We start from the raw sequence: 16,794 nt of genomic DNA on the forward strand, positions 1-16,794 counted from the left end.
CCGGATGTGACTAAACCCGCCCCATCTCCCCTGATTCCGTAGAAGGGCGGGTTTAGTTAAGTTAGAGACACGACAGAACGTTATCGGTAAAACCCGCCCCTACAACCAGGTTTCCCTGTTATCTCAACCTAAAAGTTTTCAATCTACGTTTGGAGGTGTTTTATGAGTTTATTTGATCTCGAAGATTTAGTCGAAGACATTGGTATTCCCGGTGTTCTTATCGGTGTTGGTGCTGTTGTTCTTGCACCAATTTTTGGTCCGGCGTTGGCGAAAGCAGGCAAACCTGTTGCTAAAGCTGCAATTAAAGGTGGCATTGTCTTCTATGAAAAGAGCAAAATTGTCATGGCAGAAGCTGGCGAAGCCTTTGGCGATTTAGTCGCCCAGAGTAAGGCAGAACTGGCGACTGAATTAGACGAGAATAGTATTGTCAAAGTGTCTAATCATCCGGAAACGAACTAACCCTGTATCTCTAGGATCATGCATTTTCCTAGGTAGGTTGCTAGAATAACAGTTCCGGAAAAGTTTTTTGAATGAAGGAGGTACATTATGGCGTTTAAAATAACTGATCTGTTTGAAGATCTGGGGGTTCCCGGTGTTGTGGCGGGTATTGGTGCCGTTGTTGCTGCGCCGTTGCTGATTCCGGCTGCTGTCAAGGTGGGGAAACCTGTTGCCAAAGCGATGGTCAAAGGTGGAATTATCTTTTACGAAAAAGGTAAAGGGATGATCTCAGAATCTGGCGAAGTTTTTGAAGACATCGTGGCAGAAGCAAAGGCAGAATTGGCTGAACAAAAAAACCAAGCCGAATTGGAACCCGCGCCGAATAGTGAAGGTTAATTTCGATTAACTGTGTAGAGACGTGCCATGGCGCGTCTCTACAATTCATGAGGCACAATTCATAATTGAGAATTAATTATGATCATCACCAATAATTCTAAAATGCCAAAACTAAAGGAAACGACGCCCGAAATAGGTGTTTCACCTATTTATGCTGAACTGATCAGTCAAACACCAGGGCGAGTGCGATTGCGGGTGGCTCCAGAGTATCGCCAATCTGAGGATATTGAACCGCTGATCAATTTGTTGAATGAACGTCTAGAGATTTATCGAGTACGAGCTAATATCCACAGTGGTAGTATTACTATTTTTTACGCCCAAGATCACATTAACTTCGAGGGAGTTTGGGCGATTTTGCAGGATTTAGGAGTTACGTTGAGCCAGCTTCCTGAACAAGAACCGAGAGGTTCGGAAAAGGGTCAATCTGATGCGGCGGCGAGTGTAACTTATGCTGTCACTCATCTCAATCGGCGCGTGAGACGGGCAACCGATGGGATCGTTGATATAAGATTTTTGATTCCTTTGGGTTTTAGTGTTTTAGCGATAAGGCAATTAATTGTTAAGGGATTGATGATTGAAGCGATTCCTTGGTATGTTTTAGCTTGGTATTCCTTTGATAGTTTTATTAAGCTGCATTATACCAGCGAACCACAGGAATAGATAGCCCATTAAGCCTGGAACTAAAGTTCCGGCTAAAAGCTTAAACCCGTTAAAACGGGTTGCAAGATTTACTCAGTAAGCTCGATTCTTACTTGAGCTTAAGCTGTTCGGCATTTAAACCATAATGTCAAGAATTGCGAGATCCTTGCCGTAGTGCGTTTAGCGAAGCCATGCCGCAGGCTTTGCATCTTGCTCGCTACATTGAGCATCTTGCTCGCTACTAATACCCAATTTAAATGCATTACAGCTTAAAGATAAGAAATTTATTTCCTGGCGCCCAAGTTGGCTACAAGTACAACTACGAACGTGGGTGAATTCAGGTTACAGCTCTTTGCGCTGTAATAAAGTACAGTAGATCAAAGTCCCCCTTTTTAAGGGGGATTTAGGGGGATCGACAATGTACCGCATAGCAGAGCAAACTGCTGTATCGTGTAAGGGAAAGTCTAATACCTGAGTGACGGTGAATAAAATTAAGCAGGTTTGGCAGCTTCTCAAGACTGATATCCGGGAATTAGGGAAACCGGGAGAAATTGCTGAGGCTGGTGCAGAGGTTTCCAAGGCGGGGTTAGAATTAGCGATCGCGTTAGGTTTATTGGGAACGCCAGCCGCACCTGTGGCGGTGATCCCGGCTGGGTTGTCGTTTGTGGGACTCACTCGCAAAGGGGTGAACCTGTATCGTGGTAAGGTTAAGGGAAAGACAAGCTTAGAAGCATGGGCTGCGATCGCGTTTCCTTTGGCGTATCTGGAAAGCTTCGATAAATTGGTGCGTGAGAATGATTGGTTAGAGCAAAAAATCGGTTCTGGGATATCGAATCAAGCGGCTAAATCACAACTTGACCAACTTGGAGAACTTCAACTTGACCAGAAATTAATTGAAGACGCTTTAACCTATTTTCCTGAATCCCGGTTAGGACAGGCTTTAAATCAACAATTAGCAGAATACTTAAACCAAGCGGGATTAGATCAGTACAGTATTCCTATTGTAACCGGATGGGTAGCCTGGGGAATCTATCCAATTATTGATCAGCTACTTTCCTACGAGTCAGAGACGATTACCCAACCCCTACAATTGACCCGCACCGCCGCGCGGGAAACCCAAGCTACCCAGAAATATAGCAGCATTGAATCCTATTTAACGGAACAGATATCTCCTCATACCAGTAATCCTCTATTACAAACCCAGTGGAAAGTATTGGGTGAAAATTTCACGCTTCCCGATATCTATGTGCCACTGGAAGCCCATTTAGTGGATAAAAATGGCAAAGTTGATAAAAAAGCAAACCCGGTTAATTTAGAACAGTGGGCGAAAAACCAGCTTACGAACCCGGATAAAAATGGTAAAGTCCTATTCATTCAAGCGGGACCCGGACGAGGAAAAAGTGTTTTTTGTCGGATGTTTGCCAATTGGGTGCGAGTACATCTTCATCCCATCTGGACACCGATTCTGATTCGACTCCGGGATATTGATGCATTTGAAAACAATATCGAAAATACCCTCCGCGCTGCGGTTAAGGCAGATTTTGTTAAGAGTAATGACGGCTGGTTAACTGACCGCAATACCCGATTTTTATTCGTCCTGGATGGATTTGATGAATTGCGAATGGAGGGAAGAACTACAGGCGGGATTGAAAAGTTTCTCAAACAGGTGGGGAATTTTCAAACCAGTTGTCAGCAACATTCCCAACTGGGACATCGGTTTTTAGTCACGGGTCGAGAATTAGCCTTACATGGGATTGAACAATTTCTACCTCGAAATTTAGAACGGGTAGAAATTGCCCTTATGAATGACCAACTCCAGCAGCAATGGTTGGGGAAATGGTCAAATTTAGTGGGTGAGGATAACGCTAAAGCATTTGGGGAGTTTTTACAGGCTGAAAACTGCCCAGAACGGGTGAAGGAATTGGCGCGAGAACCGCTATTACTTTACCTTTTAGCCGCGATGCATCGGGATGGTGAAATATCCTTAGAAATGTTTGAGGGAACCAGCCGCGCTGGTGCTAAAGTGTTAATTTATCAAAAAGCTTTAGATTGGGTACTGACTCAGCAGCGTTCTGAGAACCTGAATTTGGAACTCACCGAACAGGAGACAGATGACTTGCGGCGCATTCTCACTGAAGCGGGGTTATGCGTCACTCAATCGGGTGGAGAGTGGACTTCAATTCCCATGATTGAGGAACGTCTCAAGGGAGATGATCAAGCCAGGAAATTGTTAGAAAAGGCACGAGAACGCATTGGTGATAATCCGTTGAGAAATGCCCTAGCCGCGTTTTATCTACGACCGGCTTCTGCTGCTGACGCCACGGAAGGAGCGGTGGAGTTTGTCCATAAAAGTTTTGCTGAGTTTTTATGCGCCCAACGGTTAGTTGAAAGCTTAAAAGAGTGGGTGTTGGAAGAACCGCGCCGCAGACGTGGAGGTTTTCTGGTTAGCAGGGAAAAGTTAGCCGAGGAAGTGTACGACTTACTGGGTTATGGGGGACTGACTTGGGAAATTGTCGAGTATATGATGGCGTTACTTGATGTCAGTCACGAAGAATTTGTTCAATTATTCGAGCGTTTGGAAGAGTTCTACCTCGATTGGTGCAATGGGGAGTTTATTAATGCAGAACCTACGAGTAATCTACCTCAGAAAAAGATGCTGCAATTGCGAAAGCATGGCAGTTTGATGGGATTGCGAGAGGTGGATATCTATGCTGGGCTAAATGTGATGATTCTGCTTTTAGTATTGAATCGTTACGCTCAGAACACGGATAAACTGAAGGGTAAGATTAGCTTTAATCCATGTGGTAATACAGATAGTGACAGTTTTGAGCCAACTCGATTGCTTAGGATTATTAGTTATAGCAATAGCGTTGAGCTGGACACCTTTGTAAACACAGTTTATTTATTTCTTAGCCACGTCAATCTCAAGCAGGTAAATCTCAAAGGTGTGAACCTCGTTGACGCAGACCTCAGTGGCGCAGACCTCAGTGATGCAGATCTCACTAACGCAGACCTCGTTTACACAGACCTCAGTGGCGCAGACCTCAGTGGCGCAGACCTCATCGACGCCAACCTCACCAACGCAGACCTCAACGACTCATACCTGCTTGATGCAAACCTCACTAACGCTCAACTCATCAACGCTCAACTCATCAACGCTCAACTCGGCAACGCAAACCTCGGTAGTGCTAATCTCAGTAACGCTAATCTCAGCTTAGTTAACCTCAATACAGCCAACCTCAATACAGCCAACCTCAGTCGTGCCAATCTCTACTATGGAGATCTTAGCTACACAGATCTCAGCAATGCTGACCTTAGCTATGCAAACCTGACCAATGCCGACCTCAGCGACGCTGACTTTAGCAACGCCAATCTAGAGGGTATTACCTGGAATGCCAATACTCAATGGGAAAACGTCCAAGGATTAGAAACAGCCAAAAATGTGCCGAAAGGGTTAAAGCAACTGCTATCGCTTTCCCCACCTAATCCATCACCAGACGCGCCAAATTCATGAGCCGCTCAAATGCTGACCCATTCTAATGTTAAGACAACAGACAGGGAAGACGCGATCGCAAACTTTGGAAGGGCGGGTTTTGTACGAAAGTTATCGGTTATGTTTTGATAGGTTAGTCCCTAAACCCGCCCCTACAGATTGGGTTGACGATAACCCGATTAATTTAGTCCGCGCAGGCGGACTTGGTTTGTGTAGCTGCGATTTCTAATCGCCATAGCTGTCTAATCGCCATGGTTGGGGGAGGGCGGGTTTTGTACGAAAGTTATCGGTTATGTTTTGATAGGTTAGTTCCTAAACCCGCCCCTACAGATTGGGTTAACGATAACGCAATTAATTTAGTCCGCGCAGGCGGACTTTGTTTGTGTAGCTGCGATTTCTAATCGCCATAGCTGTCTAATCGCCAGGGCTGGGGGAGGGCGGGTTTTGTACGAAAGTTATCGGTTATGTTTTGATAGGTTAGTTCCTAAACCCGCCCCTACAGATGGGGTTTACGATAACGCAATTAATTTAGTCCGCGCAGGCGGACTTTGTTTGTGTAGCTGCGATTTCTAATCGCCATGGCTGTCTAATCGCCAAGGCTGGGGGAGGGCTGGTTTTGTACGAAAGTTATCGGTTATGTTTTGATAGGTTAGTCCCTAAACCCGCCCCTACAGATTGGGTTGACGATAACCCAATTAATTTAGTCGGCGTAGGCGGACTTGGTTTGTGTAGCTGCGATTTCTAATCGCCAGGGCTGTCTAATCGCCAGGGCTGGGGGAGGGCGGGTTTTGTATGAAAATTATCGGTTATGTTTTGATCTGTTAGTTCCTAAACCCGCCCCTACAGATGGCGTTTACGGGAAGCTATACCGACACCCGTAAGTGCGATTAAACCCATAATAGACGCAGGTTCAGGGACAGACTGAGGGGGATTGATTTGATCTCCTGTGACCAGAATGTTATCAAACGACAACAACTCTGTGGATGCAGTCGTGTTTAGCTGCACTTTCACTTGTAATGTACTACCATCACCGATCGCTTGATTCACCGTTTGATTCGTGAAAAACCCAGTCTGGGTAATTAAGTCAGCCGCCAGAAACTCAACATCATCCAGTAAATAGGACACGATAAAGTAATCTTTGTGACCAATCGGGCTGTTTTCCTCGTGTTCAAAACTGACATCACTGGCGAAAGCATCCAACGATAATGCCAGATTACTAAATCCAGAAATATCGATTTCTGGACTCAGCCACGCTGGAAATAAGGGATTAAGATTACCCCCAGAACATCTTACATTCGGACAACCCGCGTTTGTATCACGAGCGGTGAAGGCTTCAGCCTCGACTCTGAAGTAATCGTTGGAGTCAAAGAGAGCCGCATCATGCAACTCAATCGACCAATCCACGCCAACTACGTCTGTAGCTGCTCCGCCTGTTGCTCCTTTGCCGTTTTGACCAGAGAAGTCTTCCCCATACAAGGTAAGGGCTTGTACATTCTCAGGAACAAAGATTAAACCTAAGACTACACTTAAACTTGCCAATAAGGTTTTTTTCATAGCTTTTTAAGCATACTGATAACTGTACTGTTATCTAGCGTAGAGTGATTACGGTTGGCAAAGCAAGCGGATTAACTTAACTTCATTAGCTTTTCATATAACCTCAACTAAACTATAAGGAAAGTATTACTAGAAAATATGCCCAAAATGTCCGGCTTTAGTTCGTTTGGCGATAATATCTAGAATTGTTTCCAGGATTTCCTATTTTATTTAGGGAGTTTGTAAGTTTACACAAACTTAATGAACTATCGGCTGGGTACAGTGTCTCGATTGCATCCTCAAAAAGACGCCATTCCCAGCATCGCCATAAATGCCCAATAGGAAATCCAGCCACTGACTAAAACCATCACCGGAACCAATAACGCGGCTGTCTTTTCCGAGAAATTGGCGATTTGCGTGCAACCACTATACAGCGTCAGAATCGTGTAGCAGCTAGTGAATACGGTGATCATCACCATGAGTTGACTCGGCAAATTGGACGAAATCCCATTAGCGATCGCTAAAATAGTTAATGGCATCAATGTCGCCCCAGCCAGAAAACTATCCCCCGCCAAACTACCAGGATGACGCCGAATTAATCGCGCGATCGCACTCATCGCGGCTAGAATGATAAACGGCATCATACCCACACCGATTAACGGAACCAGGGAAACAAAAACTACATCCCGCCACCCTGCATAAATACCCCAGACAAAACAAGCATCAAAAATCACCGCCAACATGAATCCTACTACCATGGCGCGTTGAGCATCGAGACGGGCAAAACTGGGTAATAGTCCCCCCATGGGATTGAGTAAAAAGGACTTGATTGTAAATAGCGTGTCCCCCAATAACCCTTTGAGATAACGGATAGGATTTCGTTTCCGGGAAACTCCCCCTTTTCCGGGTGTTTGTTGCAGAGTTCGCAACGTTTCCTGAACTAACCGATATCCTGTTTTATCTCCTTGTTCACGTAACAATTGTGCCGCTTGGTGAAAATCCGCGATCGCGCTTTCAAATTCCTTCAAATCTTTATGAGCTAAACCGCGCTGATAGTAAGCTTTAGCATGAGTAGAATCATACGCGATCGCTTGAGTATAGGCATCAATCGCCGCCTGACTATATCCCAGTCGATAACGCGATCTCCCTTGGTAATAATAAGCTGGGGCAAACTGAGAATTAATCCTTAATGCCTGATTACAATCTTGTAGTGTTCTCCTAGCATTTCCTAGTTTATAATGCGCTGCGCCCCGTTCCACGTAGGCGTCTACAAAGTTAGGATTTAGGGAAATCGCTTGATTACAATCCTTAACCGCCCCCTGATAATTTTTAGCCAACGCCTTACTAACCGCCCGCCCATAGAAATCTTGAGCCGTCATTGACTCCGTTTTAGGCGGATTAGACTGAGGTTGAACCTCTTGGTTATACTGACGCCGCTTTACCTCATCCGACAGCACCTGATACGCCTCACAAATTACTCTAAATCGCTCCGTGGCGTCTGGATTATCAGGATGCAAATCTGGATGGTATTGACGCACGAGGCGACGATAAGCCTGTTTGATCTCCTGTTGGGTTGCGCCAGGAGAAATCTCCAGAATTTGATAGTAATTACGATAATCCTGCATCTGACTGGGTGGAAGCATACCATATTAATTCTGTCATACAATCGAGAATTTAATCAATCATTGAATTACTGCCCCAATCATTTATCCAATTCTATCTATTGCTTTCTAACCTACTAAGTAGGTTGGTGGAAATAAACTCAACCTTATGAAGTTATGTTAAAAAGCCTCAAACTCTTACAAAGGACGAATGACGAATGACGAATGACGATCCCTGCCGTTAACTTTAATTGTCCCCACCTACTTAGCTAGATTCAATCGGAAGTGTACTAGCCTTTAAAATTTCGTTAATTGGTTTAGCCAGATCGTTAATATAAGGTTGATCAAAAAGATGATGATGAGGTCCGGGTACTTGATAAATTTCTAAATTTTCTCCAGCCGCTTGTTTCAGTCGAGATAAATCTGCATTCTGCCATTCTAAGGAAAGGAGGAGATAAGTCTGCTCAGGATAAGGTTGGACTATATACTGCTTCCGAGAAACTAAATAGTCACTATAAAATTCTCCAAATTTGCTTTTTTGCTGTATCTGGCTTGAATTTTGCTGAGAAAATGATGAAAATTTTCTAAGAATATGCTTTTTAAATAAATTCTTGCTTTTGGCAAAAAGATAATTGACACCTAATAAACGGACAACTTCATATCGATGAGATAATTGAGGTTTGTATGATCGCAAAATTCCATCAATCAAGATAATAAATGCAACGTCTTGGTTTAATTTTCTCAACTGCCTCACAACTTCTAAAGTCAAATGAGCATCTCCACAAAAACAGATAAACTGATAAGGTGGTTTGAGAGTAGACTGACACAAATCTTGCACCATAGTTTCTGCTATTGCCGGAAGTTTATCCTGAGGTTCCAATAATGATATTTTTTGAATCATTTCCTGGGAAAATCTGAAGAGATTTAGGTTTACTAATGGATATTCTTCCCACAAATTGGCGGCTAAATTTCGCATTTGCCCCATTGAATTAATCGATATTAGAGGAGATATTTCCCTTTTACCTTGTGGTTGAATGATAGTTAAAGAAGATGAATTTTGTAGTGGAGACTGTTGAAGAACTTGGGCAAGTCCTCCGAGTGTAGGAAATTCAAAAATTGTGATCGGATATATTTTTTGACCAAATATATTTTCAATTTCTAAACATAAATTTGCGGCTAGAAATGAATTTCCACCTAGTTCAAAAAAATTATCTTCTGCTCGAACAGTTTTATTGTTGAGTAAAGCTTGCCAAATTTGCCTGAGTTGAAATAGGGTGGTATTCTCAGAGGCACTCAGAGTATCCGTATTGATAGATAGTTGAGAAGCAATAGGCTTTATGTCCAAAGGACTAGATGCTTTAACCGTCGATTCAAACCAATACCTCTGTTTTTCAAAAGGATAACTCGGTAATGAAGTTAACTGATAGGAATCGGCTCGATAAATTAAGTTCCAGTCAACTTTATATCCTTCTAACCATAGGCGTCCTAACTTGGTTAACATTTGCTGCCACAATGAACGATTTTCACCAATAACAGTAAAGATATTCTGAGATTCAGTAATAGCCAAGCTCTCCTGAATCGCCGATAAGGTATCAATTTTGCGCTGGCGTTTGTTTACTGTACCAGTTAGGACTACTGGGGTATTCCTATCTTGAATAAATTGTTCTAGATTATCTTGGAGTTGGTTGATGGAAGCAACGATGGTGAAGAGACGGTAGGAAAAATTTGATCGCGCAGTATTCGCACTGTAACAAAGATTACCTAAATCCACGTCTGGGTTTTGAGATAACCACACTAGGTAACCTTTGACAAGGGTGTGCAAGGCGGTTTCAGTTTGAGCAGACAGGGTGAGAAGATGAAACGGTGTAGTAACAGGATAGATTGTAGGCGTTGATGGTGCTTCTTCTAGCACTACATGAGCATTCGTCCCGCCAAAACCAAAAGCACTGACTCCCATCAGTAGGGGTTTTGTTGTCGGGGGTAATGACTCTAGGTGCTGTTGTACCTGTAGTCCTAAGGTTTCAAAATTAATGGCAGGATGAGGTTGCTGGAAATGAAGGGTGGGGAAAAGCTGACGATGCTGGAGGGAGAGAATCACTTTGATTAAACCCGCCATACCCGATACTGCTTCTGTATGTCCAATATTGGTTTTGACTGAACCAACCCGACAGGGATTATCTAGGGAACGCTGATTCCCCAAAACCTTACTAATAGCTTTGAGTTCCAACGCATCACCAATAGGAGTTCCAGTGGCGTGGGTTTCGATATAGGTAACTGTTGTCGGATCAACTTGAGCCTGTTGATAGGCTTGCTGGAGTAAATCCACTTGTGCTTGCAGGTTTGGTGCGGTTAAACCATTACTCCGTCCATCCTGATTTACACAGCTTCCCTTGATGATAGCGTAAATGCGATCGCGATCTGCCTGTGCCTGAGCTAGTGGTTTCAACACCACCATTCCCACCCCCTCACTCCTGACATAACCATCAGCACGAGCATCAAATACTTTGCAGCGATTATCCCCGGCAATTAAACCAGCCTTTTCAAATCTTCCTGTCGTATTTTCTACTAAGATCAGATTAACTCCCCCGACTAAAGCTAGGGTAGATTCTCCTGTCCAAAGACTTCGACAAGCTCGGTCTACTGCCACTAAAGCTGAAGAACAAGCGGTGTCAACAGACATACTGACTCCCCGAAAATCAAAGAAATAGGAAATCCGATTCGCCGCCATTCCTCGTTGGTTTCCCGTCGTTACATCCAGATGTTCAATTCCCTGATTATTGATTAATCGAGAGTAGTCATTACTGGCAATCCCCACAAAAACTCCTGTCCTGCTACCCGCCAACTCTTTAGGGACTTGACCAGCATCTTCTAAAGCATTCCATGTGGTTTCTAAGAGAAGACGGTGTTGAGGATCAATCATTGCCGCTTCCTGGGGAGAAATCTTGAAAAAATCAGCAGCAAATTGAGCGATATTTTCTAAAAATCCTCCCCAAATTGAGAAATCTGACTCACTGGAGTTTCGCGGTGATTGAGTGATTGCATCAATCCCGTGACTCACTAATTTATGAAGTTCTTGTGTGTTATCCGCTTTAGGAAAACGGCAGCTTAACCCAATAATTGCAATTGGTTCTTGACTCATATTAAATCTCTCTAAGGCTCTAAAGTAAAGTTTATCCGATTAACACTTCAGTGAATCAATAAATTAAGTTTCAAAGGTTACATATAAACTTTTTAGCCCTCGCAATGTGATACTTTCACGCCAGTCTAGCCTTTCCGTGTTGAGCTGAAGGTTCGGTAATCTTTGCACCATTGCATTAATTGCAATTTGTCCTTGGACTCTAGCTAGAAATGCACCCAAACAAAAGTGTATTCCTCCCCCAAAAGGCAAGCTATAGTTGCGGCGGTTAAAATCTAGTTGGTCAGGATTGGTAAACTGTTCTGGGTCGCGATTTGCAGCACCAATGCAGAGAATCACTTTATCCCCTGCTTGAATCATTTTCCCTCTCATTTCTACATCTTCTGTGGCTAAACGCGCAATCACTTGAACTGGACTATCGTAGCGGAGTAACTCTTCAACCACATTTTTAATCTGGTCTGGATTTTGTTTGAGTTCGGCTAGCTTCTCAGGATGCTTCAGGAGAGCAACAGTCGCATTTCCCACCAGGCTTTTCGTTGTTTCTTGTCCAACAATCAGTAACATGATACAAAAGCCAAGAATTTCTTCTTGAGTTAGACGGGTTCCTTCATCTCTAGCTGTAATTAAACGACTAATTAAACCATCATTCGGATATTTCTCTAAGTGGCTAATCTTTTCAGTCAGGTAGTCTCTGGCTTCTATTGCCATTTGATTTTGCTGTTGATAACCTTGTAAAGACATCGGTTGATCAAAAACAAAGAATAACTGATAAGACCAACGCACTAGCTTAGGATAGTCTTCTGGTGGGAGTCCCAAGATGCGAGTCACGGTCATCGCGGGTAGGGGACTGGCTAAATCTTTAATTACATCCATTTCTCCTGTGGCTTTTACTTTCGCCAGTAGGTCATTCGCCATTGTTTCTATCTCAGGTCGCATTCCTTCTACAGTGACAGGAGAAAAGTCTTTACTCACCAGACCTCGCAATCGTGTATGATCAGGAGGCTCTAGGAAAAAAAGCCAGTTATGAATCGTTTGAGCTAGGGGGTCAAGATTGCCTTGCTTCAGGTAATGGCTTTTCTGGATTAGGCGTTCGGGTAAGTCATCGACACAGAAGCGAGTATCTTTTAGAATGGCTTCCACATCCTCATAGCGCGTAATCACCCAAGCATTCAGAAAACTGCGATGAATTGGGTCTTCTCGACGCAAATATTCGTAGGTGGGATAGGGATTTTGATGAAATTCTGGTTGGAAAGGGTTAAAGCGGATAGTTGTTGTCATTTCGGTTAGTTCCTACGCTCTAAATTCAGATTGAAGCTGCAACAAAAGCCTCACAATATTACTCTTAGGGTTTTCCCTCGGTCAGTAGTAGTGATTGGCAGACTTAAAAGTTAGTCAGAGATTTCTGTACTGAGATACTCCGTTAAAGATTCAATATTGGTATATTCCCAAAATAGTGTAGGTTCTAATTCACGCTCCAGCAAAACCTCCAATTCTCCAGTAATTTCTAGCGCAACTGAAGAATCTAAACCATACTGAGCAAAAGATTCTTCTGGATCAATTTCTTCGGGATCAATATTGAGAACCGTTGCCAGTCTACTAATCAGCCAATTTTCCAGGGTTTCTGGGGTCAGGGTTGAGGATGTAATATCTGGCATGGGTATTGAGGTTGGCGATAAATTAGCTTGTTGCCATTCACCAACCACATCAAGGGTTTGCTGGAGAAATCTGTCTCGACAGGTGCGACGCTGAATTTTGCCACTAGATGTCTTAGGAATACTGGCAGTTTTGAGCAAAGCCACAGCATAAACGTCTAAATCATAGTCAGCCGCAACAACTTTACGAATTGCACCGACGACTTCATCCACATTCAACTTACGTAGATAACTACGTTCAACTTCTTGAGTAATGACTAATTTCTCCAAACCATTGACCTGAATACTGACAGCTGCACCAGCATCAGGACGTAACGCTGGGTGAGATTGAGAAACAGTATATTCAATATCTTGCGGGTAGTGGTTACGACCCCAGATAATAATCACATCTTTGATCCGTCCAGTGATAAATAACTCACCATCATGCCAAAAGCCTAAATCTCCAGTACGCAAAAATTGTCCTGGAGTTGTTTCCGGCACAGATGCGCCAAAGGTTTCCTCTGTAACTTCTACTTGCTGCCAGTACCCCTGCGCCACACTTGAACTAGAGACCCAAATTTCACCCACTTGATTCTCTGCACAGGGGGTAAGGGTTTCAGGATTAACAATGAGGACTTTCGTTTCTAGCCACGGATGTCCACAGCCAACCAGGTTTTTTACATTTTCGCTATTGGCTAAAGCTTGGACGACTTTATTTTGTTCTAAAGCTTGTGCGTCAACGGTAAGCACCGTTGGCTCATCTTGGAGGTTTCCACCACTAATCATCAGCGTAGATTCTGCCATCCCATAACAGGGATAGAAAAACTTAGACTGAAAGCCACAGGCGGAAAACTTAGAGGTGAATTGTGCTAAAGTTTCTGCACGAATCGGTTCGGCACCATTGTAGGCACTTAACCAACAACTGAGATCAAGTCCTTTTTGTTGTTCAGGGGTAATTTTATTGGCGCAGAGTTCATAGCCTAAGTTTGGACCCCCACTATGGGTAGCGCGATAGTGAGAAATGGCTTCAAGCCAGCAACCCGGATTTTGTAAAAAAGCCGTGGGTGGCATTAAAACCCCAAGGCAACCTGTATATAGAGGCTCGAGAATCCCATCAACCAGTCCCATATCATGATAGTGAGGCAACCAACTAACGGATACACTCTCTGGAGTCAGTTCAAAGGCTGCCTGAATCGTTTTAAGGTTATGGATTAAGTTAGCGTGACTCACCATCACGCCTTTGGGAATTCCAGTTGAACCAGAAGTATATTGTAAAAAGGCAAGGGTGTCAGGGGAAATTGTCGGAGGAGACCAGGTTCCTGGTTCTGGGACAGGGGTATCGGTAGTTATCCAGTTTAGTTGTTGTAGTTCTAGGATCGGGTTAACTTTATCTTTGAGCTTGGATAACAGAGATGTTGTGGTTAATGCTACCAGAGCTTGAGCATCTTGGGTAATGGCTTGAAGTCGATTGAGTGGACGGTTAGGACGGGGAGGATGAATCGGTACAGCGACAACACCAGCGTAGAGACAGGCAATGAAGGCAGTAACAAATTCTAAACCTGCTGGATAAATGAGTAAGGCTCTGTCCCCGGGTTGCGCTAGGGTTTGTAGATAAGTGGCAAGAGTTTGAGCCTGTTGGTCTAGTTCTTTGTAGGTTAAATGAGCCGTTTCTGTTGTGCCATTTCCGAGAAAGGTGTAGGCGCGTTGTTCCGGTTGTTGGCGCGATCGCGCTTTCAGGATGTCAACTAAACTATCTCCTTGACAATACATTGTATACATTAATACCTACAACTTATATCTAACTTGTCTAAATGAGTTCTTCATAATTAAGTAAGACAGATTTAATAATTATACTTTAATCAGAACAAACGAGGTTGGCAAGATGTAACAAAAATTCACCTTTATGCGTGAACCCCCAACTTCAGTGAAGCAAGTTGGGGGACTTCACCAGCCATTACTTTTCAGATTAACTCACCACCCCAGAATGACCCTGAATTTCACCAATCGGTTCAAAGCGTCCCTCTAAATATTTACTGAGAAACTCTTCCGCGATCGCGAAAAAGTGAAGCCGATTCTCTGGACGAGCAAATCCATGTCCTTCGTCGGTGTAAAGGGCGTATTCAACAGGTTTATCTGCCTTTTGCATCGCTTCAACAATTTGTTCACTTTCGGCTTGTTTTACCCGTGGATCATTTGCCCCTTGACCAATCAATAACGGTTTCTGAATCCGGTCAATAAAAAACAAAGGCGATCGCGCTTTGAGAAACTCCTCCTCTGTCTCCAAGTCTCCTAAGCGATGGGCAAACATGGCTTTCATTGGTGCCCAGTAGGGAGGGATACTTTGCATTAAGGTAACTAAGTTACTCGGACCAACAATATCCACACCTGCGGCAAATACTTCTGGGGTAAAAGCTAATCCCACCAATGTGGCATATCCACCATAGGACCCGCCCATAATTGCCACCTTATTCCGATCACCAATTCCTTGGTCTACAATCCAATTGACGGCATCAATTAAATCATCATGCATCTTTGCCGCCCATTCACGATTTCCGGCATTTAGGAACGCTTTCCCGTAACCTGTAGATCCTCGGAAATTGACTTGCAGCACTGCATAACCCCGGTTTGCCAACCATTGTACCGTTGGACTATAGCCCCACGTATCTCGCGCCCAGGGTCCACCATGAACCAAAAGCACCGTGGGTAAATTTTTTGCCTCAATTCCAACAGGTGTGGTGAGATAGCCGTGAATCGTTAAACCATCCCGCGCTGGGTAGGAAATGGGTTGCATTGATGCGAGTTGCAACGTTTCCAGTTCAGGTTGATTGCTAAATAACAAGGAGTGGGTTTTAGCCTCACGGTTATACACATAGTAATAAACTGGACCATCATCCGTGGCGTAAGCAACCAACCAAGTATCATCGGCTAAGGTGCGATTGGTGATGGCGAATTCACCGTCTCGGATTTGCGCGATCGCCTTAAAATCATCAGCAATGCTGTCATCGAGAATTTGCCATTCCACTTTATCCTTATAAAAGGACACCGCCTGAATCCGGCGCTGAGTCGGATGGATAACCACACCACCGATATCATACTGTTCATCAGCCGCCATAACCGTTTCTTGGCGGGAGGCTAAATCTAAAGCAATTAACCGTTGGGCATTGGCATCGTGTGATCCAGTAATATACAGGGTTTTGCCATCCTGAGAAAAGGTGACGGCTGATCCTTCATCATCGGGTCCCCAGTGGCGTAATAATTCAAAGGATTTATCGGGAGTCTCGCGGAATAACAGATCGGAACCCCCATCTGGCGTGGCTGCGATCGCTGCCCGAATCTGGAATTGAGCATCAGCCACCCAACTGACGATATTACCGGGGTTATCAGTCTCAAACTCCACTGCGCCATTATTCAGATTAACCCGATACACATCAAATTTTTGGCGATCGTTGAGATTCATTCCCACCAAGACTTGATCAGGAAACTCTGGATCAAGGTCAATCGGTTGGGCTTTCACGCCTTGGAAGGGGGTTAAATCGCGCACTAACTTGGATTGGACATTCACCAAGTAGAGGTGAAAGTTTTCGTCGCCGTCTGAGTCTTGCAGATAAATAAGCTGGTTAGGATTGTATGTCCAGACATAAAGTCGAATCCCCCGCTTTTGATCCGCCGTTAGCTGTTGATCATCATCTTCTCCCACGGTTCGTAACCAGACTTGCAACACATTCTTCTCATCTGGGGCGATATAAGCCAAATACTTCCCATCGGGGGATAGCTGCGGGCGAGTGCGATCGGGGTTTCCGAATAGGGTTTCGCGGGGAATTAAGGGAGGTAGTGCTTGGGATACTGGAGAAGTTGTTGCCGTTGCCATTTTAGTTTACGGATTCAATTGCTGTGATTGTCTTAGAGATACTGTAACGAATCTGGCTT

At 44.1% G+C, this 16,794-nt stretch carries 10 protein-coding genes; 4 read left to right on the forward strand and 6 right to left on the reverse strand.

Annotation, left to right across the window (positions count from 1 at the left end):
- Window positions 1-162: 162 nt before the first annotated feature.
- The 4 genes from RH949_RS26940 (at window position 163) to RH949_RS26955 (ending at window position 4,987) form a co-directional block, all read left to right on the forward strand.
- Window positions 163-459, forward strand: a complete 297-nt coding sequence (locus RH949_RS26940; RefSeq protein WP_006106261.1) for a DUF5132 domain-containing protein — start codon at window positions 163-165, stop codon at window positions 457-459.
- A gap of 87 nt (window positions 460-546) precedes the next feature.
- Window positions 547-834, forward strand: a complete 288-nt coding sequence (locus tag RH949_RS26945; protein WP_446357461.1) for a DUF5132 domain-containing protein — start codon at window positions 547-549, stop codon at window positions 832-834.
- 102 nt (window positions 835-936) lie between these two features.
- Window positions 937-1,494: an HMA2 domain-containing protein gene (locus RH949_RS26950; protein WP_446357463.1), complete on the forward strand. Its 558-nt coding sequence runs from the start codon at window positions 937-939 to the stop codon at window positions 1,492-1,494.
- A gap of 460 nt (window positions 1,495-1,954) precedes the next feature.
- On the forward strand, window positions 1,955-4,987 hold the full coding sequence (locus tag RH949_RS26955) for a pentapeptide repeat-containing protein (protein WP_446357465.1): 3,033 nt from the start codon (window positions 1,955-1,957) through the stop codon (window positions 4,985-4,987).
- An 819-nt stretch (window positions 4,988-5,806) separates the two neighbouring features.
- On the opposite strand, the gene RH949_RS26960 is transcribed toward RH949_RS26955, so the two are convergent.
- The 6 genes from RH949_RS26960 to RH949_RS26985 form a co-directional block, all read right to left on the reverse strand.
- Window positions 5,807-6,520: a PEP-CTERM sorting domain-containing protein gene (locus RH949_RS26960; protein ID WP_446357467.1), complete on the reverse strand. Its 714-nt coding sequence runs from the start codon at window positions 6,518-6,520 to the stop codon at window positions 5,807-5,809.
- A 278-nt stretch (window positions 6,521-6,798) separates the two neighbouring features.
- Complete coding sequence (locus RH949_RS26965) at window positions 6,799-8,142, reverse strand: DnaJ domain-containing protein (RefSeq protein WP_006104119.1); 1,344 nt, start codon at window positions 8,140-8,142, stop codon at window positions 6,799-6,801.
- 223 nt (window positions 8,143-8,365) lie between these two features.
- The gene (locus RH949_RS26970) at window positions 8,366-11,239 is read right to left on the reverse strand and encodes a type I polyketide synthase (RefSeq protein WP_006104113.1); all 2,874 of its coding nucleotides are present in this window, start codon (window positions 11,237-11,239) and stop codon (window positions 8,366-8,368) included.
- Window positions 11,240-11,302: 63 nt separating this feature from the next.
- On the reverse strand, window positions 11,303-12,514 hold the full coding sequence (locus tag RH949_RS26975) for a cytochrome P450 (RefSeq protein ID WP_446357470.1): 1,212 nt from the start codon (window positions 12,512-12,514) through the stop codon (window positions 11,303-11,305).
- Between the two features lie 110 nt (window positions 12,515-12,624).
- A complete protein-coding gene (locus RH949_RS26980) occupies window positions 12,625-14,646 on the reverse strand; it encodes an AMP-binding protein (protein ID WP_044209762.1) in 2,022 nt (673 codons plus the stop codon).
- Between the two features lie 187 nt (window positions 14,647-14,833).
- The gene (locus RH949_RS26985) at window positions 14,834-16,735 is read right to left on the reverse strand and encodes a S9 family peptidase (protein ID WP_446357472.1); all 1,902 of its coding nucleotides are present in this window, start codon (window positions 16,733-16,735) and stop codon (window positions 14,834-14,836) included.
- Window positions 16,736-16,794 lie beyond the last annotated feature (59 nt).

The sequence above is a fragment of the Coleofasciculus sp. A1-SPW-01 genome, from assembly GCF_040217205.1.
Taxonomy (GTDB): domain Bacteria; phylum Cyanobacteriota; class Cyanobacteriia; order Cyanobacteriales; family Coleofasciculaceae; genus Coleofasciculus; species Coleofasciculus chthonoplastes_A.